The sequence below is a fragment of the Kitasatospora sp. NPDC001132 genome (assembly GCF_053598415.1).
The window spans coordinates 410,140-433,574 of record NZ_JBSFKF010000002.1; the positions used below are offsets into that span (position 1 = coordinate 410,140).

The following is a 23,435-nucleotide window of genomic DNA, read 5'->3' on the forward strand; positions in this document are numbered from 1 at the left end:
CGGGAGCGGCCGGCATCGTGCCGGCACGCCCCCGCGGGGAACGGTGGGTCGGGCCCGGGATCAGCTGGTGGTGGCGGTGATGGACTGGATGCCCTTGCTGGTGACGGCGTAGAAGGTGGTCCAGCTGCCGTCGGCCTTCTTGTCGGCGGTCCAGATCTGGTCGTCGGTGCCGATGGCGAACAGGCGGACGGTGTCGCCGATGGTGGTGGTGGCCACCTGCTTGGCGCCGCGGACGCCGGGGACCGGGTCGAAGGTGGTCCAGGGGCCGCCGGCGGTGCTGTCGGTGGTCCAGATCTGGTTGTCGCCGCCGACTGCGAACACGCGCACGGTGTTGCCGATGGTGGTGGCGGCGATGTGCTTGATGCCGGTGCTGGGCATCTCCACGAACGGGGTCCAGGTTCCGGCGGTGTAGTCGCCGGTGGTGGTCCAGATCTGGTTGTCGCCGCCGATCGCGAACAGGCGCACCGTGTTGCCGACGGCGACGGCCGTCACCTGCTTGATGCCGGTGCTGGGCATCTCCACGAACGGGGTCCAGGTTCCGGCGGTGTAGTCGCCGGTCGCGGTCCAGATCTTGTCGTCGCCGCCGATCGCGAACAGGCGGACCTTGTCGCCCATGGCGACGGCGGTCACCTGCTTGACGCCGCTGGTGTTGGGCACGAGACCGAACGGGGTCCAGACGCCGGTGGCGGCGTCCCTGGCCGCGGTGCGGATCCGCCCGTCGGTGTCGGCCGCGAACAGCCGGACCTTGTCGCCCATCGTGACGACACTGGCCTGACGGATGCCGCCGCTCGCGGGAACGGCCTCGAAGGTGCCCCACACGTTCGTGGTGTACGAGCCGTCGTTCGTCCAGACCTGGTTGTCGCCGCCGACCGCGAACAGCCGGCTGCCCGGACGCGACGCCTTCATCTGCTGCACCCAGTCACCGAGGTCGTCGACACGGGAGCTGGAGGCACCGGTACGGGTCTCGGTGGCAGGGGTGCCCAGGCAACCGCCCTGCCACGAGCGGGACGCGACGGCGACCAGCTCGGCCTTGCCGTTCACCTCACGAATCGCCGGAGCACCGGTGTCGCCCTTGCAGATCGCCGCACCACCGGTACCGGTGGTGGCGATGCCGGTCGCGCTCACCGAGTCGAGGCTGAACACGCCGGTGTGCAGCTTGTTCGGCACCCACTCGTCCTTGGTCCGGCCGAAACCGGGCACCCGCAGCGTCTGCCCGGCCGTCGGAGCCGTGGTCGCCAGCGACAGCGGCACGACACCCTCGACGGGAGTGGCCAGGCGGGCCATCACCAGGTCACGGTCCTGACGCGGCGCCAACTCGGCCACCTGGACCGACGTGGCACCCACCGTGACGGTCGTCTTCCACTTCGGCGCACCCGCCGCGAGCGCCTGCGGCTGTGCCGGGTCGTCGGAGAAGCACGACGCCGCGGTCAGCACCCAACTGCGGTCCACCAGCGCACCCGTGCAGGCCCGCGCGTTGTCACCGATCACCAGGCGCGCGGTGAAGGCGTAGGCACCGTCGCCGGCCGCGTCGCCCACCACGGCGTGGGCCGAGGGAATCGAAAGGGTGGCCAGCACGCCGGAGGCCGCGGCGGCCACCAACGCGCCCGTCCGCCGGGAACGGGACTTGTCGGACATCAGGATTCCCCCCCTGGGATTGTACGTGACGGTGACGTCCCGCCGGACCGGCTACCGGGTGACGACCGGTCCGGCGGGACGGGGAACGGGCCGGTGTCAGCCCGTGGTGGTGGCGGTGATGGCCTTGACCCCGGCGGCACCGCCCGGGACCTCGCCCCACGCGGTCCACCTGCCGGCGTTGTAGTCGGCGTCGCGGTTGTAGACCTTGTCGTCCTCGTTGATGGCCACGACGTGCACGACATTGCCCTCGGCACTGCTGCTGATGGCCTTCAGCCGGTCATTGCTGACCTTCGTCCAGGTCGGGTCCCACCGGCCCGCGGCATAGTCGGCGCGGGTGCTGTACAGAGAGCCGTCCGAGCCGATGATCTGCACGTCCAGGCCGTTGCCGCGGGCGGCCGCGGTGATCCCCTTGACCCCGGCGGCACCGCCCGGAATCTCGCCCCACGCGGTCCACCTGCCGGCGTTGTAGTCGGCGTCGCGGTTGTAGACCTTGTCGTCCTCGTTGATGGCCACGACGTGCACGACATTGCCCTCGGCACTGCTGCTGATGGCCTTCAGCCGGTCATTGCCGATCTTCGTCCAGGTCGGGTCCCACCGGCCCGCGGCATAGTCGGCGCGGGTGCTGTACAGAGAGCCGTCCGAGCCGATGATCTGCACGTCGACGACGTTGCCGCGGGCGGCGGCGGTGATGCCCTTGACCCCGGCGGCACCGCCCGGGACCTCGCCCCACGGGGTCCAGCTGCCGCCGACCTTGCCGTCACACGTGTACACGTGACCGTCGGAACCGATGACGTAGACGTGCACGGTGTCACCGATGGCCACCGAGTCCACGGCGGTGAGGTCGCCACTCGGCAGGGGCCGCCAGCCACCGAGCCAGCTGCCGGCGCGGTAGTCGGCCACGGTCTCCCACAGCTTGCTGTCCGCGCCGACGACCTGCACGTGCAGGCCTGACCGGACCTCCGCCGTGAGGGAGCGCTGGTACCGCACCCAGTCACCGAGGTCGTCGACACGGGAGCTGGAGGCACCGGTACGGGTCTCGGTGGCAGGGGTGCCCAGGCAGCCACCCTGCCACGAGCGGGACGCGACGGCGACCAGCTCGGCCTTGCCGTTCACCTCACGAATCGCCGGAGCACCGGTGTCGCCCTTGCAGACCGCCGCACCACCGGTGCCGGTGATGCCGACAGCCGTCGCACTCGCGGTGTCGAGCGAGAACACGCCGGTGTGGAGCTTGCTCGGCACCCACTCGTCCTTGGTCCGGCCGAAACCGGGCACCCGCAGCGTCTGCCCGGCCGTCGGAGCCGTGGTCGCCAGCGCCAGCGGCACGACACCCTCGACGGGAGTGGCCAGGCGGGCCATCACCAGGTCACGGTCCTGACGCGGCGCCAACTCGGCCACCTGGACCGACGTGGCACCCACCGTGACGGTCGTCTTCCACTTCGGCGCACCCGCCGCGAGCGCCTGCGGCTGTGCCGGGTCGTCGGAGAAGCACGACGCCGCGGTCAGCACCCAACTGCGGTCCACCAGCGCACCCGTGCAGGCCCGCGCGTTGTCACCGATCACCAGGCGCGCGGTGAAGGCGTAGGCACCGTCGCCGGCCGCGTCGCCCACCACGGCGTGGGCCGAGGGGGCAGAGAGCGAGGTGAGGGCGCCGGCTGCCAGCGCGGCGGTGAGCAGTGCTGCATTCCAGGTGGTGCGAGGGGAGGTGCCAGACATGGGTTCAGTCCTGGGGAAGGTACGAGTGGCGGTCTGCGACATTCCGGAACGGACCGTCAGCCGGTCACGCGGAGCTCAACGAGGACGGAGCGCTTCCCACCGGGCAGGCTCTCGCCGACGGGCGCCACCGAGTTCGGGGCCACGTCGACCTGCTTCTCCTGGCCGGCGGCGGTGAGCTTGGCGCTGACCGCGCGTTCCTCGGTCCAGATCATGTAGACGTCCGGAACTTCCAGCGCGAGGTAACCGCTCTTGCCGCTGACGGTGAAGCAGTACCCGCGCTTGTCGAGGCGGGACTCGACGAAGATCTCGTTCGACGCCGAGCAGTCGGTCGGCACCGTGTTCCCCGGCCCTTCCTTGAGCTGGATGTGTCCGTCGCCCTGCATCAGCTTGATCTGACGCTCCATCAGGATGCGGTCGGCCCCGGGGTGCTGGAAGTCCTCCACGGCGACGGGCATGGCGGGGTCCACCGGAGCGGGATCGGCGGACTGAGCCGTCGCGATGGAAGCGAATCCGATGCCCGCCGCGGTCAGGACGCCGACGGTGCCGAGCAGGACGGCGTTGCGCGAACGGGGTATCAGCATGGCGTGGTTCCTTCTGTTCTGATGAGGAGCCAGGCGATTGGTCTGCACGCCGGCTCGCATGAGGGCCTAGTAAAGCATGCGTAAGATAACAGCAATGGCATGCCTCCGTCGCCCAATTGCTTGTTCGCACAGGGCCCTCCGACGTGAGGCCGGGGACGGAGACATTCCCGCGGCCGGACAAGACGACCGGGAGATCCCCTCGCGCTCCGCGTGCGACAGCGGGATCCCCGGCGATCCGGAACGCGCGACGACGCACACCACCCGAGAGGAATGGATCGTGAAACACCCTTTGCGCTCCTCGGGAGCGCCGGGCAGTAGCGGGAGAGCACGGCGGCCCTGGCGCCGAATATCGGCATTGCGCGGCGCGTGTGCGATTCTCCTGCCCGCTGCCCTCGCCGCCGGACTGCTCGGTCCGGCGCCCGCGTTCGCCGCCGGGCCGGAGGCCGGCGCCTCCAGCCAGGCGCCGGTGGACCGCGGCCAGGTCTTCACGCTGTGGACGATCGGCGGGCCGGGGGTCAAGGCAGCGGCCGAGGCCGCGTTGACCGGCTCGGATGAGGACGTCGAACGTTTCCTCAGCGTCGAGAAGAGCCTGGCGGAGTACCACGACGACCGCGTGTCGGCGGCCCAGATCCTCAGCCTCGGCGGCAACGGCGTGCGCGAGGCCGCCACCAAGGCGCTGAGGGGCTCCGAGGACGACCTGCGCGCCTTCATCAAGGACGGCTGGAAGTCCCCGCTGGAGCAGGACCGGCGGGTCCAGGCAGCGCAGCTCATCGCCACCGGCGGAGTGAACGTCAGGGAGCAGGCCACCGCCGCTCTCAAGGGCACCCCCGAGGACGTGAAGAAGTTCCTCGACCAGGGCCAGTACGACGCCCGAGCGGTCGACAACCGCGTACTCACCGCGCAGCTCATGGCCGCCGGAGGCCCTGCCACCAAGGAGGCCGCCAAGGTCGCCCTGCGCGGCACGCCGGCCGACGTGGCCGAGTTCCTGGAAGTGGGCCAGTTCGTCGCCCAGGCCCGGGACCAGGAACGCGCCACCATCTCGCAGCTGGCCGACCAGGCCGAGCAGGCGGGCACCCGGGCGCAGGCCGCCACCGAGGCCGCCAAGGCCGCGTCCAAGCGTGCGGTCGACCTGTCCCAGCAGGCGAAGCAGGACGCCCAGGACGCCGCCAGGGAGACCGAGGAGGCGGGCAAGGACCTGGCCCGCGCCTCGGAAGCCGCAGGGCGAGCGGCCGCCGCGGCCGAGGGGGCGGCCGTCGCCGCCCAGCAGGCGGTCTCGGCCGCCGGCGCCGCCAACCAGGCCTCCCGCGTCGCGTCCAGGGCTGCCGCCCAGGCCGCCAGTGCGGCCGGCGCCGCCGCCTCCGCCGCGACCAACGCCCGCAGGGCGGCGGGCGCCGCTGCCTCCGACGCAGGGAAGGCTGCCGAAGCCCGCCAGCGGGCCGAGGAGGCCCGCAACGCGGCCAGGGACGCCGAACGCGCCGCGGAGGCCGCGGACCACGCCGGTGTCTCCTCGCAGGCGGCCGCCGAAGCGTCCACCGCGGCCAAGAGCGCCAGCGGCAACGCCATGGCCGCCGCCGACTCCGCGGAGAAGGCCAACCGTCAGGCGAACGCGGCCGGGGCCAGTTCCAACCGCGCGCAGGCCGCGGCCCAGCAGGCCCGCAGGCATGCCAACGAGGCCGACCGGGCGGCGAACGCCGCCGCGACGCTGGCCGGCCAGTCGGCCCAGGCCGCCTTCCAGTCCCGCGACGCCGCCCGCAGCGCCGCCACGCACGCCAACAACGCCGCCGCCGCCGCGGACAACGCCGCCGAACACGCCGGACAGTCCTCCGACGCGGCCGCCGAATCCTCCCGGCAGGCCGAGGAGGCGAGGAACGCCGCGAACGTGGCGACCGGAGCGGTGAAGACCGCGAACGACGTCTACGAGCTCGCCCGCAGGACCGAGGCCGAGGACCTCGCCACCCGCACCGCCGCCGCCGTCGAGGTCGCCCGCGACGTGAAGTTGGCCGAGGACGAGGCCACCGCCGACGTCGGCACCATCCTGGCCGAGTGGCAGGCGCTGGAGACGGACGCCACCGGCCTCGCCGCCGAGGCGGCCCGCCCCGGTGCAGACCTGAAGGCGGTCGCCGTCAAGGCCCGCAAGGTCGCGCTCCAGACCATGAGGGGCGGCGGCCCGTGGGCTCAGGAAGCCGCCGCCGACGCCCTGTCCGGCACCGACGGGACCGTCCTGGCCTGGGTGCGCACCGGCCGGAGCAAGGCCGAGCAGGACGATCTGCGCCAGAGCGTCCAGGAGCTCGCCCAGGACAGCCCCGACGAGGCCGTCCGTACGGCCGCCGCCCAGGCCCTCAAGGGTGACGCGGAGCAGATCAGGGCGTTCCTCACCACCGGTCGGCACGAGGCCGCGGCGACCGACGACCGCGTCCGCGCCGCACAGGTGATGAGCACCGGCGGCCCGAGCGTGCAGGAAGCCGCCACGAAGGCACTGCGGGCGGGTTCGACCACGGCCGTCGCCGCGTTCCTGCAGACCGGCCAGCACACCGCGCGTCAGATCGACGAACGCGTCCAGGCCGGGCAGCTGCTCGCGTCCGGGGGCCCGGAGGTCCAGGCCCAGGCCAAGACCGCGCTGGCCGGCACGCCCGCGCTCGTCCACGAGTTCCTGCTGTCCGGTCAGTACATGGCCGACCGCAAGGACCAGCTCGCCGCCACCCACGCCGCGCAGATGCGCAACCTGATCGCCGGGGCCTCCCAGACCGCGGCCAAGGCCCAGCAGAACGCCTGGGAGGCCACCGAGGCCGCGGCCGTGGCCAACGACGCGTCCGCCGCCGCCGACGAAGCCCGCCGGCAGGCCCGCACCTCGGCCGACCAGGCGGCCGGCTTCGCCACCGCCGCCGGCCAGTCCGCGCAGGAAGCCGAAGCCTCCGCCACGCGCGCGGCCGCCGCCTCCGCGACCGCCCGCAAGGCGTCCCAGGCCGCGGCGAAGGACGCGGGCAAGGCGATGTACTCCGCGGCCCGCGCCCGCGCGTCCGCCGAGAACGCACGCGGCTCCGCCGCGCAGGCTCGAAGCGCCGCGGCCCAGGCCCATGCCTCCGCGGTCGCGGCGGGCAAGGACGCCGGAGCCGCCCAGCAGGCCGCCGACGAAGCCTGGGAAATCGTCGCGGAGAAGGAGTTCCAGGAACGCGTGGCCGCGCTGGCCGCCGAGAACCCGGACCTCCAGACCGAAGCCCAGGGACTTGAGGAGGAGTTCAAGAAGGAGATCGAGAAGCAGATCCAGGACGCCCTCCAGGAGGAGCGGGACCGGCGGGAGTACGGCAGCTGCAACCCGTTCAAGCTGCTCAACGCGCCCATGTACATCCGCCAGGAGTGCGCCATGCGCCCGCCGGGGTTCCCGGTCGAGTCGCTGGAGACGCTCCGGAAGATGGGCGTCTACATCGAAGACGATGTACGGGCCGTCACGCAGCTCTTCAAGGTCGTCCTGGGCGTGGACACCGCCGAGCAGTGCATCAAGGAGAAGAGCGTCGGCGCCTGCGCCGAACTCGCGATCACCTTCTTCCCCGCGGGTAAGGTGCTCAGGCTCAAGAAGATCGCGGCGACGGCCTGGTCCGTCGAGGAGACGGCCGCGGCGTCGCGGCTCAACCGGCTGGTCGCGTCGTGCCTGAGGCCGAACAGCTTCGTGGCGGGCACCCCCGTCCTGATGGCCGACGGAAGGACCCTGCCGATCGAGCGGGTCCGCATCGGCGACCAGGTGCGGGCGACCGACCCGGAGACCGGCGAGACGACCTCCCGTCGCGTCGAGAACGTCATCCACACGCCCGACGACCGCGACTTCACAGACGTCACCATCGCCTCGGACGACGGTCGCGGCGGCACGATCACCTCCACCGACGAGCACCCGTTCTGGGCGGAGAACCGGCACAGCTGGCGCAACGCGGCCGACCTCAGGCCCGACGACGCCCTGCGTACGCCCGACGGCGGGACCGCCCGGATCACCGGCACCAAGCGCTGGAAGACCCTCCAGCCCGCGTACAATCTCACGGTCGATTCCGTCCACACGTACTACGTGGTGGCGGGAAGCACACCGGTGCTGGTGCACAACACCAGCTGCCCGATCGGGTTCGTGGACCTGGGCGGCGGCAAGTTCAAGTCGCCGGCCGGCGTCGTCTACGGGCCCGGGTCCAAGCACGGGCACCGGGTCGACCACGTCCTGGAGCACGGGGTGCCGGACCCGAGCAAGACGACGCACTCGGTCTTCGCGTCCGGGAAGGACGGGGTCCTCGGGGTCATCGACAAGGCGTGGCTCAAGCGCGGCGCTCCCGAACCGGGCGACCCCGGCGCCTTTGTGGTCGACATGGGAGAGGTCGTCGGGACCGCCGGTGAGAAGAAGGTCAGGCTCATCGTGAAACCTGGGACATCAGAAATCATCACCGCATATCCATGGCCGTAAGGAGTTCAGGAATGGCTGACTGGTGCCCCAGGTGCGACCAGGGCTGGGTACGGGAATACGTGGCCCGTGGGCAGAGCGAAGTCATCCGGCTCTGCGAGGAGTGCGAAGCCCTCTGGCGAGCCGGAGAACAGGTCACCAAGGAGCACTTCGGGAGCTTCGACGACTACATGGCGGCCCTCGGCCTGGCGCCGCTGTGGTCGGAGATCTCGCCGGTGAACTGATGCAATTCGTGAACGGCTGACCGAGGAGCCCCGCCAGGAGATCTGGCGGGGCTCCTTCGTGCCGTACGCGGATGATCGCCCGGGTGCGCGGGTTCCGGTCCCGAGTTCGCGGGGTGCGGCGGCCGGTGGCGATGAAGAAGCGCTCGCAGCCCGGGGCGGCGCAGCGGCCCCGGGCGCGGCCGCCGCGTTCGCTGAGCCACAGGCCGAGGGCGGGGGCGGCGCTGGAGAGCCGAACCAGCCTCACCCGGGCCCAACGCTCAGCGCCCGGTGGTGAGGACCATGCGGAAGCGGGCCCGTCCGCTGGTCATCTTGTCCACCGCGGCGGCGGCCTCCTCCAGCGGCACTTCCTCGATCCACGCCCGCACGCCGCTGAGGGCCGCGAAGCGCAGTGTGTCCTCGGTGTCGACGGCGGTGCCCGAGGAGTGGCCGTAGACCTTGCGGTCGCCGGTGATCAGTTGCAGCGGGCTGACCGAGATGCCGTCGGTCGAGACGCCCACGACGATGAGCTCGCCGCGCCGGCCGAGCCCGTCGACGGCGGCGGACACGGCGTCGGCGTTGGTGACGGTGGACAGGACCACCTTCGCACCGCCGAGTGCCCGCAGCGCCAGGGCGACGTCACCGACGGTGCTGTCGATGTAGTGCTCGGCGCCGAGCTGGTGGGCCAGCGGCTCCTTCTCCGCGCCGCGGGCGATGGCCACGGTGCGGAAGCCCATCGCTCGGGCGAACTGGACACCCAGATGGCCCAGTCCGCCCAGGCCCAGCACGGCGACGGTGTCGCCGGCCCGGGCGCCGGAGCGGCGCAGGGCGTTGAAGACGGTGACCCCCGCGCAGGCCAGCGGGGCGGCCTCGGCCGCGCTCAGCTCGTCGGGGATCGCGGCCAGCGCCATGGCCGGGGCGATGACGCTGTCGGCGTAGCCGCCGGGGTAGGCCGCGCCGGGGACCTGCAGCTCGGGGCAGTGGATGCCGTCGCCCGAGCGACAGGCCTCGCAGTGTCCACAGCTGCCGCCGTACCAGCCGACGGCCACCCGGTCGCCGACCTTCCAGCCCTCCACCCCTTCCCCGAGCGCCTCGATGCGGCCGGCGATCTCGTGGCCGGGGGTGACCGGGAAGGTCGTGCCGGGCAGGGCGCCACCGGCGATCAGGAGGTCGGAGTGGCAGACGCCGCAGGCCTCGACGGCGATCCGCACCGCCCCTGGCCCCGGCTCGCGGACCGGCACCTCGGACAGCTCGGGCACCGCGCCCGGGGCGGCGACCCGCACGGCGCGCCGCGGGCCGTCGGAACCGGAGGAGGAGGGCGAGGAGGAGGACGGCGAGGAAGGGGACGAGGAGTGCGAGGAGGCAGCCATGCTGGAGACCCTTCTGTACGGGGGCGAGGCGGGGCGCCACGCGCACCCGCCGGTCCCACCAGCTTCGTACGTCCACCACCGTTTGTCCGCGCACCGCTGGTCGGGACCGTGGACGCGTCGAGCGGCCTCCAGCTCGCCGTCGGGGAGGGCGAGGTGCCAGTGCTCGGCCGCTGGGCGGATGGTCATGGTGCGGTAGTGGGTGTTGTCGGTGGGTGAGGGCTCGACGTCGGCGGTCACCGCCTCGTAGACGGCGCGGACGGCTGCATTGCCCTCGTAGGCGGCCGCTGTGATGGAGCCGAGTTCGACGGCGGCTTGGTGGTCGAGGTGGTCAGGGCCGTCGGAGACGACGGGCAGGTTGCGTTCGGCGGCCACCGCCTCGCAGAGGGCCTCGGTCAGGAGCACCTGGGCGACCCAGCGGGTGAGTTGGCGATCCTCCGAACTGCCGGGCTGCGGCAGGGCGGTGGCTCGTGGGCCGCTTCGGAGGGCGGCGAGGCGGTGATCGAGGGCCGCCCGGGAAAGGGGACGTCCGTCGAGGAGGCCGAGCGTGGTCATGCCTCCACCACCAGGGCGACCGTCGGGGAGTACTGGCAGCGGCCGAACCACATGACCTTGGCGAGCGCCCAGTACGAGCCGTGGTCGGTGGATTCGGGGACGGTGACATCGAACTCGACGGTCGTGGTCGAGCCGGCTGCGACGGTGAAGCCGCGGACGGGCTCGGCGATGGTGTGCCACGTACCCCACGGGGAGACGAGTTGCAGCTCGCCCCGGATCTCGCCGCGGGCGCGGTTGGTGAGGGTCAGAGCGAGGACGGCCCGGCCTCCGGGGACGACCCGCAGGGTTTCGTGCGACACCGCGACGTCCAGGCCGGTGGCGCGGCCGGTGGTGGCCTTGGTGCCCTGGGCGATCGTCCAGTCCTCGGGGGTTTCGCCGGGGGCAGGGAGAAGATCGGGAAGGTCGCCGACCGCGATCGTCACCACGTCCTCGATCTGCTGGCCGTCGTGCTCGATCCGGACGGCCGCGAAGTACGGCCCCGGTTCGGCCCCGGCGGGCGGGGTGAGGGTGACCGGGAAGCGCAGGTGCCCTCCGGGTTCGAGCCGGTACGGGCGGCTGCCGAGGCTGGTCGTCCAGCCTTCGGGGGGCAGCACCGCGGCCGTACCCTCGACCGCCGCGTCCCGCAGCTGGGAGGAGAGGACGACCGACAGCGTCACCGGCTCCCCCGCCGTCCGCAGCAGTCCGGGCGAGGCGCCGACGGACACCGGTAGGTAGCCGAGCGGCGCCGGGCCCCGGTTGTGGAGCCAGTAGCGGGCGTGTACGGGTTGGGCGGCCTCCGCCACCGGGCCGAGGTCCGCTTCACCCGCCGGAGCGGCGACGGCCGGGGTCGCGAGCAGGGTGGCGATCTGCGATCCGGCGAGGTCGAGGGCGGGGCCACCGCTGGGCAGCGGCCGTTCCAGCAGGTCGGCGGCCCGGACGTCGCCCAGCCCGAGCGCGCCGCCGAGTCGCGCCGACCGTCCGAGGCCGGTCGACTCGACCAGGCGGACGGTGAGGTCTGGACCGACCTCGGCCGCCGAACCCTGCGCGATCGGGTTGCCCGAAGGCTTGAGCGCCCCCAGCAGCACCTCCCGCTGCGGCTCGACCCGCAGCCAGGACAGGGTGGCCGGCAGCGGCCCCTCCTGCGCCGGGACGATCCGGGCGTACAGCGGGTGGTTGAACTCCTGGCCCTGGGCGGGCAGCACCTGGTCCCGCCAGTCGCCGCCTCCCCCCACCAGTGCGTAGCTGAACTCATGTGTCCAGTGCTGGAGTTGGAAGGAGGCACCGTCGGGCAGGGTGCGCCGGGGCGGGTCGATCCAGACGCCGGAGGGCCAGCCGGTGCAGGAGCGCATCAGCGACAGGTGCAGCGCTCCGGTGGTGTCGACCGCGAAGCCGGGCAGGCCGAAGCTCAGCAACGCCACGGTGTGGTCCGCGAGTTGCTCCGAGACGGGAACCCTCGACGGGCAGACGGCGGTGATCCGGGCGTCGGCCAGGTCCTCCGCCAGCGCCGCGGCGTCGGAGACGACGAGTGCCGGCAGCGCCCGCAGGTCGCGCAGGTCGGCGTCCGGGCCCCAGACCTCGGCGAGCGGCCTGAGGGCCGGCACCCACACCGCGCCGTGCGCCTTCAGGGCGGCGGCGCACTCCTCTCCCGCCAGCGAAAGCAACTCCCGCGCCAACGGGTTGACTTCAGGCGGGCCGACCACGATCCGGAAGTCCGGCAGGTTGGAGTCCACGTCCAGCCAACCGTAGCGCGCCCAGTCCGCCGCCGAGGTGGTGGCGGTGACCCCGACCCGGGCGAGCGCGACCACCAGCGGACGGGCGTCGGCCGCGTCGTCCAGGGTGGGGACGACGACCTCCGCCACCCCGAGGGCGCGCGAGCCGGCCGCCGCGCCCGTCGCGTCGATCAGGTCCACGCGCGCGGTGGCGCCGAGCCCGAACCAGGTGTTGGCCGGGTTGTCCAGCGTCCAGGGCGCCTCCGCCGAGTCCACGTCCGGCATCGCGAAGCCGCGCCCGACGACGGCGCCGGCGACCTCGCTGACGGGCAGCCCGCCGGGGACGTCCACCGGGAAGCGCAGTCGCAGCAGCCGGTCGGCGCCGGAGTGGTCGACCACCCGGGTGCGGCAGTCGACCCGGTCGAGGCCGCGCCAGAGCGTGACGGTCTGCTCGTACCGCACGGAGTCGACCGTGCCCTCGATCACCAGGCGCTCGCCGAGCGGCCCGGTCTCCCGGCGCACCGACGCCCGTGCTTCCCCGGAGCCGACCACCGGTCCGCTGGGCACCAGGTGCCAGGGGCCCTCGCCGAAGTCGGGGTGCTGCGGGTACTCCTCGTACACCCGCAGCTCGTTGCCGATCCGGCCGTCCTGGATCAACTCCCGCTGGTGCAGGAGGTCATGGACCGACGTGAGGCCGCCGCCGCGCGCCGGGTCGGCGGTGGCGCGGTACCGGTCGTTCCCGATGGTCACGCCTGCGGCCGCCGTCCACGGCTGCTCCGCGACGCCCTCCACCAGCCGCCAGGTGCGCCAGCCGAGTGCGGGCACGTCGGTGGCCAGGAAGCGCAGCGTCCCCCGGTCGACGGCGCTGGGCACCGGCTCACCCCTGTCGTCCAGCACCCGCACCGACCGTACGTCGTCGGGCAGTTCGACCGTCACGAGGTCGGTCCGGTCGAAGGAGAGCGTGTTGGTCACCACCACGGCGGAACCGACGCCCCCGGCGGAACCTGCGCCCCCGGCGGAGCCGACGCCCACCGTGGAGATCCGCGCCGTGAGCGCGTCCAGTGCCGCGTCCCGTACGCCGGACGCCAGGTCGTACGCCTCCCGCCAGCCGCCGAGCAGGTCCAGGTACACCTGGTCGGACTCGGAGCCGGTGATCGCGTCGTGGTGCGCCCCGTAGGCGAGTTGGCGCCAGACCTTGTCCAGCGCGGCGTCCGGGTAGCGGCCGAGGCCGTGGACGGACGCGAGCGCGGCGAGCTTCTCCGCGTCCACGGCCGCGACCTCGCCGGCGCGTTGGGCCTGCTTGGTGTCGATGTACGAGACGTCCTTGCCGGTGTACACCGGGTTCATGTCGCGGGTCTGCGGGCTGGGTCGCCGTCCGGTGGCGGCGAGTTCGGCGCGGACGGCATCGAGGAAGTCTCGCGGGATGGCGCAAACGAAGCGCGGCCAGAGGTACTTGGCGGCCCAGGAGCGGTGGATCTCGGTGACCCACTTGTTCGGCGGAGTGTAGTCCGTCCCGACCGGCAGCAGCAGGTTCTTCGTCGCCCCGACCGGCTTGAGCTTGCGGTACAGCTCGTAGACGGCCTGTTCGGCGGTGGCCAGGTCGGGCGAGGAGTCCATCCACCAGCCGGCCGAGTAGTGGTGCGGCATGTAGTGGGTGAGCACGCCCTCGCCGCCGGGGGCGATCCACTCGAACTCGCTGGGGAACTGCATCACCCGGGCGTCGTCCTTGGCCGCGCGGAAGTTCTTCTGGATCGGGCCCCACTGGTGGAACGGGCCGCGCGCCCAGGCGCTGCCGGTGAGGCCGGCCGCGGCGAGGTGGCCGGGGAACTGCGGGTCGTGGCCGAACACGTCGAGCTGCCAGGCGGTTCGCGGGTCGCCGCCGAGGATGTCGCGCTGGTAGCCGATGCCGAGGACGAGGTTGCGGATGGTGGTCTCGGCGCCGGTGAGGTTGGTGTTCGGCTCGTTGTAGGTGCCGCCGACGAGTTCGACCTGACCGCGTTCCAGCAGCTGCCGCAGGGTGTCGCGGCGTTCTGGGTGCTGGTCGAAGTACGGCTTCAGGTAGTCGACTTCGGCGAGGACGAACTTGTACACCGGGTCCCGCAGGGCGAGGTCCAGGTGGGCGTCGACGAGGGCGAAGCCGTTGCGTTCCCACAGCGGCCGGGTGGTGGCGTCGGCGGAGAGCAGTTCCCAGGGGGAGGTGTAGGCGGCCTGGGTGTTCCACCAGACCGGGTCGTAGTGGAAGTGCGAGACCAGGAACATGGTCCAGCCGGGCTCGGCGACGTCCACCACGGCCTCGACGGACGAACCCTCGACGCTGACGGTGACGGCGAGCCGGTCGCCGGGCGAGGCCCCGCCGATCTCCAGCGGGACGTCGACCAGCCCCGTGCCGGTCGCCTCGCCGCGGACGCCCTGGCCGCTGACGTCGATCCGGGCGGCCGGGCCCTCCAGCCTCACCCGCAGCACTTGGCGCGGGGCGTCCTCGGGGCCGACGAACAGGTCGGTGCTCTCGACGGCGGTGATGGTGACCGGCACGGGGTGCCTCCTCCTCGGAACGGGGCTACGCGCCCCAGGCCTCGAACTCGTAGATGCGGGCGGCCGGGTCGGTGGTCTGGGTGGGCGTGGTGACCACCAGCCGGACGTAGCGGGCGGTGGTGTTCACCGGGTGGCTCGTCGTGCCGGCCGTGTTGCCGGTGACGTCGGCGACGGTCGTCCAGGGGTCGCTCGTGCCCGACCGGACCTGGATGGTGAAGTCACGGGTGTTGTACGAGGCGCTCTCGCCGCCCGCCGCCGCGTGCCTGACCACGAACGTCGACAGCTTCCTCGCCGAACCGAGGTCCACCTCCAGCCACTTGGCGGAGGTCAGGGTGCACCACTTGTCGCCGGTTCCGCCGCCGACGCTGCCGTTGACGGCCTTGGCCGGGCCCTCGTTGGCGTTGCACTGGCCGGAGGCGGTGGCCGGGCGGTTCAGCGCCAGGTTGGTGGCGGCCGGCGGGGTGCCGTTCCAGCTCACCGTGGTGGAGGTGGCGGCCGAGCGTCCGTAGGTGGTGGAGACCGCCTCGACGTCCAGCGTGGTGGCGTTCTCGCCCCCGGCTCGGTCCAGCCGGCCGACGAAGTACGCGTCGTTGGGTGTGGCGCCGAGGAAGGTGCGGCTGCCGTCCGCGTTCCGCCGGTAGACCTCGTAGTGGTGCACGTTGCCGCCGGGCGCCGCCGTCCAGGACAGCCGCAGGGACTGGACGGCGCCGGGCGTCACGTCGCTCGCGCCGAGGACGGTGAGGCCGGACGGTGCCGCCGGTTTCTCCACCGAGCCGTCGTAGAGGGCGATTTGGCCGACCCTGAGGTCGTACGCCGGGTCGCTGCCCTCGACCCGCAGGGCGATCTGGGCGACGGTGCGGCCCGCGTACGGGGAGAGGTCGAGGGTGTGCCGCTCCCAGCCGGTACCGGAGTCGGCGCCGACGTCGATCATGGTGAAGGTGCCGGGCGCGTCGGTGAAGGAGAGGGCCGCCTTGAGCTTGGTGGGCCCGGCGACCGGCGTCTTGACCACCAGGTCGAGCCTGGTGTCCGCGGCTACCGGCAGCCTGGTCTGGTACAGCCGCACGGTGTTGGCGGCGTCAAGCTTTCCGCTCAACCGCAGTGCGGATCCGCCCTGGTAGGCGTCGGTGAAGTCGACGGACGGGGTGAGTCCGGCACCGCTCGACTCGACCACCCAGCGGTAGGTGGGCGGGACGTCCTGGAGCGAGAGGTTGTTCCAGCCGCCGGTGGCGACCCGGGTGCCGGCCGCGTTGTAGAAGTCGCCCTGCCCGGTGTCGAAGGTGGTGACGAAGGGCTTGGTGGTGATCGGCGAGGACTCGGCGACGTAGCCGGCCAGGCCGGGCCAGCTCGACGAGAGGTCGATCCTGGACGGGTCGTTGGCGGCGCCGACCCAGTACCGGGCGTCCTTGGCGTAGAAGTCGGCGCGGTCGGTGGCGGACTTCCAGGTCCACTCCGGGCGGTAGAGTCCGAGCGAGGTGGTGTGCGGCTGCCCGGACGGGAAGAGGGAGGCCCAGTTCACCCCGGTGTTGTAGCCGTTGGCCTCGGTGTCGATGCCGGAGTAGAGCTCGTACTCGCTGCGGCCGAGCTGGCGGGCCAGCGCCCGGGAGGAGTTCAGGCCGCTCGACGACCAGCCGAAGTTCAGGAACATCGAGTCCGAGGTGCGCTTCGAACCCTCCTGGAGGAAGGGCGAGTTGGCCGACGTGAGGGCGTTCTGCCAGTTGACCGACCCGGAGGTGGTCATCGCGTCGTACCACATGAACTCGGTGCCGCTCTGGGCCTTGGTGTACTGCATCAGGTTGCGCACCTCGCCCGCCAGGGCCGAATCCCCGCCGCCCGTCTCCTGGTTGATGAACCAGCCGTCGAAGCCGTAGTACTGCGCGGCCTGGACGAGCTTGTCGGCGACGGGGTACCGGCTGCCGAACTTCTGGACGAAGTCGCGCACCCACTGGAGTTGGCCGCCGTACGCGCCGGGCGGGAAGAAGACGGTGCCGTACACCTTGACGCCGTTGCGGTGGGCGGCGTCGATCACGGTCGGGTTGGGGGCGAGGATCAGGCCCTCGCCGGCCGAGCCTCCCCAGAACACCAGCTTGTCGACGTACTGCCAGTAGCCGAAGGCGTAGTAGTTCGGGTCGGCGGAGCCCTGGGAGGGATTGCCGGAGGTGGGGCCGAAGGAGACCAGCGAGGCGATCCGGCCCTCGCCGGTGCGGGCGTTGGGGTTGGCGCGCAGCGCCGGGTCGCTGGTGCGCGGCTGGAGCGGGACGCGGGAGCGGTTGAAGCGGGCGTCCGGGTCGGTGGCCGGGTCCCAGTTCAGGATGCTGTTGGGGTACCAGTACGAGGCGAACGGCTGGGTGCCCGACGTGGCGGTGGCGGCGGGCGCGGCGGCCGGTGTCGGGTCGGCCCAGGCCGCGGGGGTCGCGGTGAGCGTGGCCGCCGCGAGGGCGGCGCCGAGCAGCAGGGGGAGGCGTCGTGACATGCGGGGGCTCCGATCGAGCGGAGGGGGGATGGGCGGGCCCGCCGTCGCGAACGGGGGCCCGGCTGCATGCGGGCGGGCCGGTGCTGGATCGAGTGGGGTCGGAGTGGGGGCCGAGCGGGGACCGGTTGGGAACGGGGTCGGGACCGAGTCGGAGTCGCACCGCTGGCTGGCTCCCCGGGCGCGCGGAAACGGAAGGGAGCGGAAGGGAGCGGACGCGGAGCGAGACAGGCAGCGGGAGCCGGACGGAGCGCGGTGGGCGCGCGGGTGGAGCGCGCCGAGCGGCGCCCGCTCGGCGCTGCGAGGCTAAACCGGTTCAGAACCGCTGTCAACGATGTGCGCAGCGACCACGCCCACGGGGGAAGCCGCAGGGGAAGCCACCGGGAATCCGGCCGGCGCGCCCCCCGGCGGCGAGGTGGACTCCCGTACGGTCAGCCGGGGCGTGGGCATCTGCAGGTCCCGCCCAGGACCGGCCTCGTCCAGCTCCGCCAGCAGGCTGCGTGCGACCTGCTCGCCGAGCGCGAAGGTGTCCCGGCTGAGCGCGGTCAGCGGAGGGTGGACGATCCGGGCGAGCACCGAGTCGTCGAAGGAGACGATGGACAGCTCGCCGGGCACCGCGACGCCCATCTCCCCCGCCACGCCGAGTCCGGCGACGGCCATCACGTCGCTGTCGTAGACGATCGCGGTGGGCCGCCTGGCCCGGGACAGCAGGGTCCGGGTGGCGGCCGCGCCCTCGGCGTCGCTGAAGTCGGTGGGCACCGACACCGCCTCCTCCAGTCCGAGCCGGCGCGAGGCGTCGCGCAGCGCGCGGATCCGCCGCTGGGTGTGCTGGAAGTGCGGCAGCCCGGCGAGGTGGGCGATCCGGCGGTGCCCGATGGCGGCCAGGTAGTCGACGATCGAGAGCATCGCCTCCCGGTCGTCGGCCCAGATCCGCAGCTGGTTCCCGCCCTTGCCGGGCCCGCCCAGCACCACGGCGGGCAGCCCGAGTTCGTCCAGCACCGGCAGCCGCGGGTCCTTGACCTGGAGGTCGACCACGATGAAACCGTCCACCCGGTGCTCGGACGCCCAGCGCCGGTAGACCTCCGTCTCGGCGGCGGTGTCCTCGACCACCATCAGGTGCAGTGCGACCGAGCCGGCCGAGAGCACCGCCTGGAGCCCGGACAGCAGTTGGCTGAAGAACGGCTCGACGCCGATGGTGCGGGCGGGCCGGGCGATCACCAGGCCGACGGCGTCGGCCCTGGCTCCGCCGAGGGCCCGCGCGGCGCTGTGCGGCCGCCAGTTCATCTCCTCGGCGACCCGCAGGATCCGGGCCCTGGTCGCCTCGCTGACGCCCGGGCGGCCGTTGAGCGCGAAGGACACCGCGCCCTTGGAGACACCGGCCTGGCGGGCGATGTCGGCGATCGTCGGTCTGCCCACAGAACCCGACTCCTCTCTTGACAGCCAAGTTTAGGCGGGAGCATAGTCCCAGGCATCGCTAGACCGGTTTAGTTAGTCAGATTGCGGAATCCCCTCCCCGAGCCGGCACCCCGTGTTCCGGCACCGCCGAGATCCGGCACGTCCCGCAAGAACCGGCACCACCCCCCGAGCTCAGCACGATCCCCCACCCACCCCAGGACCGGGAGACCCTCATGCGAAGAATCTGGGCGGCACTGACCACGACCGCGCTCGCCACCGCCGCCCTCACCGGCTGCGGACTCGGCTCCGGCGACACCAAGGACGGCGACACGGTGGCGAGCGCGGCCGCCACCGGCGAGGTCAAGGGCAAGGTCTCGCTCCAGACCTGGGCGCTCAAGCCGAAGTTCACCGACTACATGCAGGGCGTGATCGACGGCTTCAAGAAGAAGTACCCCGGCGTCGAGGTCGAGTGGCTCGACCAGCCCGGCGAGGGCTACTCCGACAAGGTGCTCAGCCAGGCCGCCGCCGGCACCCTGCCCGACGTGGTCAACCTCCCGCCGGACTTCGCCTTCCCACTGGCGAAGAAGGACGTCCTGCTGGACGTCGCCAAGGCCGATCCGAAGCTCGCCGAGGAGTACGTCCCCGGCGGCGTGGACGCCTACCGGTTCAACGGCCACCAGGGCACCTTCGGCTACCCCTGGTACCTCAACACCGATGTGAACTACTGGAATTCGGAACTCCTGACGAAGTACGGCCTGGACCCGCAGAAGCCCCCGGCCAACCTGGACGAGCTGATCGCCCAGGCCCGGACGATGAAGGAGAAGTCCGGCGGCCAGACCTATCTGATGAGCCGCAAGCCGGGCATCGGCGACCTGTACAACATCGGTGTGAAGATCATGTCCGACGACGGCAGGAGCTTCACCTTCAACACCCCCGAGGCCGCCGCGCTGCTCGACAAGTACCGCGACGCCTTCAAGGAGGGCCTGATGCCGAACGGGGTGCTCACCGACACCTACGCCGGCAACTCCAAGCTCTTCAGTTCCGGCACCGCGGCCTGGACCACCGGCGGCGGCAACTTCATCACCAGCCTCGCCACCGACAACCCGACCCTCGCCCCGAAGGTCGTCCCCTCCCCCGCGATGGCCACCCCGCCGCTGTACGTCCAGGGTCTGTCCATCCCGAAGAACACCAGGAACCCGGCCGCCGCGGTGGCCCTCGCCCGCTGGGTCACCAGCCCCGAGAACCAGGCCGCCTTCGCCCACCTGACCAGCGTCTTCCCGTCCACCAAGGCCTCCGCGAACGACCCGTTCTTCAGTAGGAGCGACGGCACCAACGCGGGCGACGCCAAGGTGATCGCCTTCACCTCGCTCGCCAAGGCCCAGCTGATCCAGCCGGTCGAGGTGGACGACGCGATGGGCACCGTCATCAAGCAGCAGTTCGCCCTGGCCATCAGCGGCGACACCAGCTCCAAGCAGGCGCTGGACACCGCCGTCGAGCAGTGCAACAAGCTGCTCAAGGGCTGATCCCACCGGACGGCCACCCCGGGCACCACCGAGCACCACCGAAACCTCACCGCGCCCCAACCCCTACCGGGCCGCGCCCCACCCCGAACCGGGCGCGCCCCAACCCCCGAACCGGCGACAAGCGGCGGGCCTCCCCCACACCCGCCGCTCCCCACCCCAGAACTCCCCGGCGGGCACCCGCAGCACCCCCAGGCCCCAGGAAGGCGACGGCATGACCCACCGGCGTTGGTTCACCCCCTGGCTGCTCGCCGGGCCCGCGATGGTCTGGCTGGCCGTCTTCAACCTCTGGCCGGCCGTCAACACGGTGATCCTCTCCTTCACCGACGCCAAGCCCATCGGCGGCGGGCAGTTCACCGGCCTGGAGAACTACGGCCGGCTGCTGGACGACGAGCAGCTCGCCGACGCCCTGCTGAACAGCATCGTGTTCATGCTGGTCTGCCTGCCCCTGCTGACCGTCCTGCCGCTGCTGCTCGCCCTGCTCGTGCAGCGCAGGATCCCCGGGATCACCTTCTTCCGCACCGCCTTCTACACCCCGGTGATCGCCTCCGCCGTCGTGGTCGCCCTGATCTGGGGCTGGGTGCTGGACGACCGCGGCCTGGTCAACGGCCTGCTGCGGCAGACCGGGCTCGCCGACTCCCCGGTCCCGTTCCTGACCGACCGCTGGCTGCTGCTGTTCAGCGCGATCGCCCTCACCGTCTGGAAGGGTCTCGGCTACTACATGGTCATCTACCTCTCCGCCCTCGCCAACGTCCCGCGTGAGCTGCACGAGGCGGCGGCCGTGGACGGCGCGGGCCCGCTGCACCGGTTCTGGCACGTCACCCTGCCCGGGGTGCGCCCGACCATGGTCCTGGTCTCCGCGCTGATCTCGGTGAGCTCGCTGCGCGTGTTCTCCGAGCTGTACGTGCTCTCCAACGGCCAGGGCGGGCCCGGCGGGCGGGACATGTCGGTGGTGATGCTGATCCAGATGTACAGCCGAGGCTTCAACGGCCACCTGGGCTACGCCTCGGCGCTCAGCCTGCTGCTGTTCGTCGTCACCCTCGGCCCGATGCTGTTCCTGATGCGGCTGAACCGGAAGGCGGCCTGACCCGTGACCACCGTCCGCACGTCGAACGAGACCCCCGCGAAGCCCTCGGGGACCGCCGGGAACGCCGACAACGCCGGGAACGCCAAGCCCGCCCGGGGCTTCAACACCCCCTCCAGCGCCGTGACCGCCGCCCGCTACCTGCTCCTGGCCCTGGTCCTGCTGCTGGTCATCGGCCCCTTCCTGTGGCAGCTGTCCACGTCCCTCAAGGGCCCCGCCGAGGACGTCTACACCCGCACCCCGAGCTTCCTGCCCGACCAGCCCACCCTGGGCAACTACGGCAAGGTCGCCGAGGTCGTCCCGGTGTGGACCTACGCGCTCAACTCGGTGATCGTCGCCGCGGTCTGCATCGCCGGCAACGTGGTCGGCTGCACGCTGGCCGGCTACGCGCTCGCCCGGCTGCGCTTCCGCGGCGCCAAGCTCGTCCTCGGCCTCTTCCTCGCCACCCTGATCCTGCCCGGCGAGGTCACCATCGTCTCCCAGTACGTGCTGGTGCGCAGCCTCGGCCTGGCCGACAGCCTGCTCGGCGTCGCCCTGCCAGGCTCGATCGCGATGCTCAACGTGCTGCTGATGCGCACCGCGTTCGCCGCCGTCCCGGCCGAGCTGGACCAGGCCGCGCTGGTGGACGGCGCCGACGTCTGGCAGCGGCTGTGGCACATCGGTCTGCCGAACGTGCGCGGCATGCTCAGCGTGATCGTGATCTTCACCTTCATCGGCGCCTGGGACGACTTCCTGTGGCCGCTGATCGTGCTCAACGACCCGCAGAAGTACACCCTCACCGTCGGGCTGCAGTACCTCAACGGCACCTTCTCCGCCAATCCGCGGCTGATCGCGGCCGGCACCATGATCGCCTTCCTGCCGATCGTCGTGGTGTTCGGCGTCTGCCAGCGCTTCTTCTTCAAGGGCGTCGAGGAGGGGGCCGTCAAGGGATAGAGCCCGTCCGGGGACAGTCCACCGTCCGTACGCCCCAAACTCGTTGAGGAAGCCATCCGATGACCACCGCTCCCCGCTTCGGTGTCAACTACACCCCCAGCGCCGGCTGGTTCCACCACTGGCTCGACTTCGACCTCGACGCCGTGCGCGCCGACCTCGACTCCATCGCCGCCCTCGGCCTGGACCACGTCCGGGTGTTCCCGCTCTGGCCGGTCTTCCAGCCCAACCGCACGCTGATCCGCCCGCGCGCCGTCGAGCAGCTGACGGCCCTGGTGGACGCGGCCGGCGAGCGCGGGCTGGACGTCGCGGTGGACGGCCTGCAGGGCCACCTGTCCAGCTTCGACTTCCTCCCCTCCTGGACCCGCACCTGGCACCGGCGCAACCTCTTCACCGACCCGCAGGTGCTCGACGGCCAGGCCGCCTACCTGCGCGCCCTGTCCGGGGCGCTGCGCGAGCGGCCCAACTTCCTCGGGATGACGCTCGGCAACGAGATCAACCAGTTCTCCGGCGCCCCGCACCCCGACCCGGACCGGGCCACCCCCGCCGAGGCGGAGGCCTGGCTGCGCCGGATGCTCGACGCCTGCGAGCGGGGCGCCCCCGGCCGGCTGCACCTGCACGCCTCCTACGACGCGGCCTGGTACCTGGACGAGCACCCCTTCACCCCCTGGCACTCGGCCCGGATCGGCGCCGCCACCGCCGTGCACTCCTGGGTGTTCAACGGCACCGCCCAGCGCTACGGCGCCCACTCGACCGCCACCACCCAGCACGCCGCGTACCTGGTCGAGCTGTCCAAGGCCTGGGCGGACGACCCGGCCCGCCCGGTCTGGCTGCAGGAGGTCGGCGCACCCGCCCCGCACATCACGGCCGAGGACGCGGCGCGCTTCACCGGTGCCACCGTGGCGGCCGCGCTGGACTGCCCGGACCTGTGGGGCGTCACCTGGTGGTGCTCGCACGACGTGGACCGATCGCTCGCCGACTTCCCCGAACTGGAGTACAGCCTCGGCCTGTTGACCACCGACCGGACGGTCAAGCCGGCCGGCGCCCGGCTCGCCGAGGCCGCCGCCGAGGCCCGCCGGTCCTGGCAGGCACCGAAGCCGCGCAGCACCGCCGTGGTGGTCGCCACCGGCGACGAGGTCACCTCGCCCTACCGCTCGGTCTGCGGCCCCGGCGGCCCGGTGTACGAGGCGTTCATGCGCCTCGCCGAGGACGGCGCCCGCCCGACCGCGGTGCTCGCCGAACGCGCCGAGGACCACGCCCACCTCGCGGCGCGTGGCATCACCGAGGTGGTGCACCCCGCCGACGTACGTTCGCTCTAGCCCGTTCCCCCCTCCGC

13 protein-coding genes and 1 pseudogene are annotated in these 23,435 nt (G+C 72.3%); 6 read left to right on the top strand and 8 right to left on the bottom strand.

Translation table 11 applies throughout. The features are described 5' to 3' along the window. Positions 1-60 precede the first annotated feature (60 nt). The 3 genes from ACWDBE_RS03835 to ACWDBE_RS03845 form a co-directional block, all read right to left on the bottom strand. Positions 61-1,635, bottom strand: a complete 1,575-nt coding sequence (locus ACWDBE_RS03835; protein WP_449807133.1) for a trypsin-like serine protease — start codon at positions 1,633-1,635, stop codon at positions 61-63. A gap of 96 nt (positions 1,636-1,731) precedes the next feature. Then, positions 1,732-3,348 (bottom strand): trypsin-like serine protease, encoded by a 1,617-nt coding sequence (locus ACWDBE_RS03840; RefSeq protein WP_449807134.1) that lies wholly within the window; start codon positions 3,346-3,348, stop codon positions 1,732-1,734. A 56-nt stretch (positions 3,349-3,404) separates the two neighbouring features. Beyond that, positions 3,405-3,929, bottom strand: a complete 525-nt coding sequence (locus tag ACWDBE_RS03845) for a hypothetical protein (RefSeq protein ID WP_449807135.1) — start codon at positions 3,927-3,929, stop codon at positions 3,405-3,407. 355 nt (positions 3,930-4,284) lie between these two features. Between ACWDBE_RS03845 and ACWDBE_RS03850 the strand changes: the two genes are divergently transcribed. Both ACWDBE_RS03850 and ACWDBE_RS03855 read left to right on the top strand, forming a co-directional pair. Further along, positions 4,285-8,364: a polymorphic toxin-type HINT domain-containing protein gene (locus ACWDBE_RS03850; protein WP_449807136.1), complete on the top strand. Its 4,080-nt coding sequence runs from the start codon at positions 4,285-4,287 to the stop codon at positions 8,362-8,364. Between the two features lie 11 nt (positions 8,365-8,375). Next, positions 8,376-8,585, top strand: coding sequence for a hypothetical protein (locus tag ACWDBE_RS03855; protein WP_449787693.1), 210 nt, complete (start codon positions 8,376-8,378; stop codon positions 8,583-8,585). 257 nt (positions 8,586-8,842) lie between these two features. Here ACWDBE_RS03855 and ACWDBE_RS03860 read toward each other — a convergent pair whose 3' ends face one another. The 5 genes and pseudogenes from ACWDBE_RS03860 to ACWDBE_RS03880 form a co-directional block, all read right to left on the bottom strand. Next, a complete protein-coding gene (locus ACWDBE_RS03860) occupies positions 8,843-9,844 on the bottom strand; it encodes an alcohol dehydrogenase catalytic domain-containing protein (protein ID WP_449787770.1) in 1,002 nt (333 codons plus the stop codon). Positions 9,845-10,375: 531 nt separating this feature from the next. Beyond that, a pseudogene (locus ACWDBE_RS03865) lies at positions 10,376-10,483 on the bottom strand (DUF7158 domain-containing protein); the annotation flags it as partial. After that, positions 10,480-14,703 carry a glycoside hydrolase family 38 N-terminal domain-containing protein gene (locus ACWDBE_RS03870; RefSeq protein WP_449807137.1) on the bottom strand — a complete coding sequence of 1,408 codons (4,224 nt, stop codon included), beginning with the start codon at positions 14,701-14,703 and terminating at the stop codon, positions 10,480-10,482. The gene ACWDBE_RS03870 and the pseudogene ACWDBE_RS03865, both read right to left, overlap by 4 nt. Before the next feature lie 25 nt (positions 14,704-14,728). Continuing rightward, the gene (locus ACWDBE_RS03875; protein ID WP_449807138.1) at positions 14,729-17,173 is read right to left on the bottom strand and encodes an endo-beta-N-acetylglucosaminidase; all 2,445 of its coding nucleotides are present in this window, start codon (positions 17,171-17,173) and stop codon (positions 14,729-14,731) included. Between the two features lie 303 nt (positions 17,174-17,476). Further along, entirely contained in the window at positions 17,477-18,586 is a 1,110-nt protein-coding gene (locus ACWDBE_RS03880; RefSeq protein WP_449787696.1) for a LacI family DNA-binding transcriptional regulator, read from the bottom strand. 212 nt (positions 18,587-18,798) lie between these two features. Here ACWDBE_RS03880 and ACWDBE_RS03885 point away from each other — a divergent pair, with 212 nt between their 5' ends. The 4 genes from ACWDBE_RS03885 (at position 18,799) to ACWDBE_RS03900 (ending at position 23,418) form a co-directional block, all read left to right on the top strand. Next, a complete protein-coding gene (locus ACWDBE_RS03885; protein WP_449787697.1) occupies positions 18,799-20,088 on the top strand; it encodes an ABC transporter substrate-binding protein in 1,290 nt (429 codons plus the stop codon). Between the two features lie 211 nt (positions 20,089-20,299). Beyond that, positions 20,300-21,172, top strand: coding sequence for a carbohydrate ABC transporter permease (locus ACWDBE_RS03890; protein ID WP_392879736.1), 873 nt, complete (start codon positions 20,300-20,302; stop codon positions 21,170-21,172). Between the two features lie 3 nt (positions 21,173-21,175). Then, positions 21,176-22,102, top strand: a complete 927-nt coding sequence (locus tag ACWDBE_RS03895) for a carbohydrate ABC transporter permease (protein ID WP_449807139.1) — start codon at positions 21,176-21,178, stop codon at positions 22,100-22,102. Positions 22,103-22,161: 59 nt separating this feature from the next. Beyond that, the gene (locus ACWDBE_RS03900) at positions 22,162-23,418 is read left to right on the top strand and encodes a glycoside hydrolase 5 family protein (RefSeq protein ID WP_449807140.1); all 1,257 of its coding nucleotides are present in this window, start codon (positions 22,162-22,164) and stop codon (positions 23,416-23,418) included. Positions 23,419-23,435: the final 17 nt, after the last annotated feature.

What these genes read in the sequence shown, in the direction of transcription:
- ACWDBE_RS03885 (WP_449787697.1), top strand. Translation starts at nt 18,799, where the DNA reads ATGCGAAGAATCTGGGCGGCACTGACCACGACCGCGCTCGCCACCGCC.
- ACWDBE_RS03835 (WP_449807133.1), bottom strand. Translation starts at nt 1,635, where the DNA reads ATGTCCGACAAGTCCCGTTCCCGGCGGACGGGCGCGTTGGTGGCCGCC.
- ACWDBE_RS03855 (WP_449787693.1), top strand. Translation starts at nt 8,376, where the DNA reads ATGGCTGACTGGTGCCCCAGGTGCGACCAGGGCTGGGTACGGGAATAC.
- ACWDBE_RS03890 (WP_392879736.1), top strand. Translation starts at nt 20,300, where the DNA reads ATGACCCACCGGCGTTGGTTCACCCCCTGGCTGCTCGCCGGGCCCGCG.
- ACWDBE_RS03840 (WP_449807134.1), bottom strand. Translation starts at nt 3,348, where the DNA reads ATGTCTGGCACCTCCCCTCGCACCACCTGGAATGCAGCACTGCTCACC.
- ACWDBE_RS03875 (WP_449807138.1), bottom strand. Translation starts at nt 17,173, where the DNA reads ATGTCACGACGCCTCCCCCTGCTGCTCGGCGCCGCCCTCGCGGCGGCC.
- ACWDBE_RS03845 (WP_449807135.1), bottom strand. Translation starts at nt 3,929, where the DNA reads ATGCTGATACCCCGTTCGCGCAACGCCGTCCTGCTCGGCACCGTCGGC.
- ACWDBE_RS03900 (WP_449807140.1), top strand. Translation starts at nt 22,162, where the DNA reads ATGACCACCGCTCCCCGCTTCGGTGTCAACTACACCCCCAGCGCCGGC.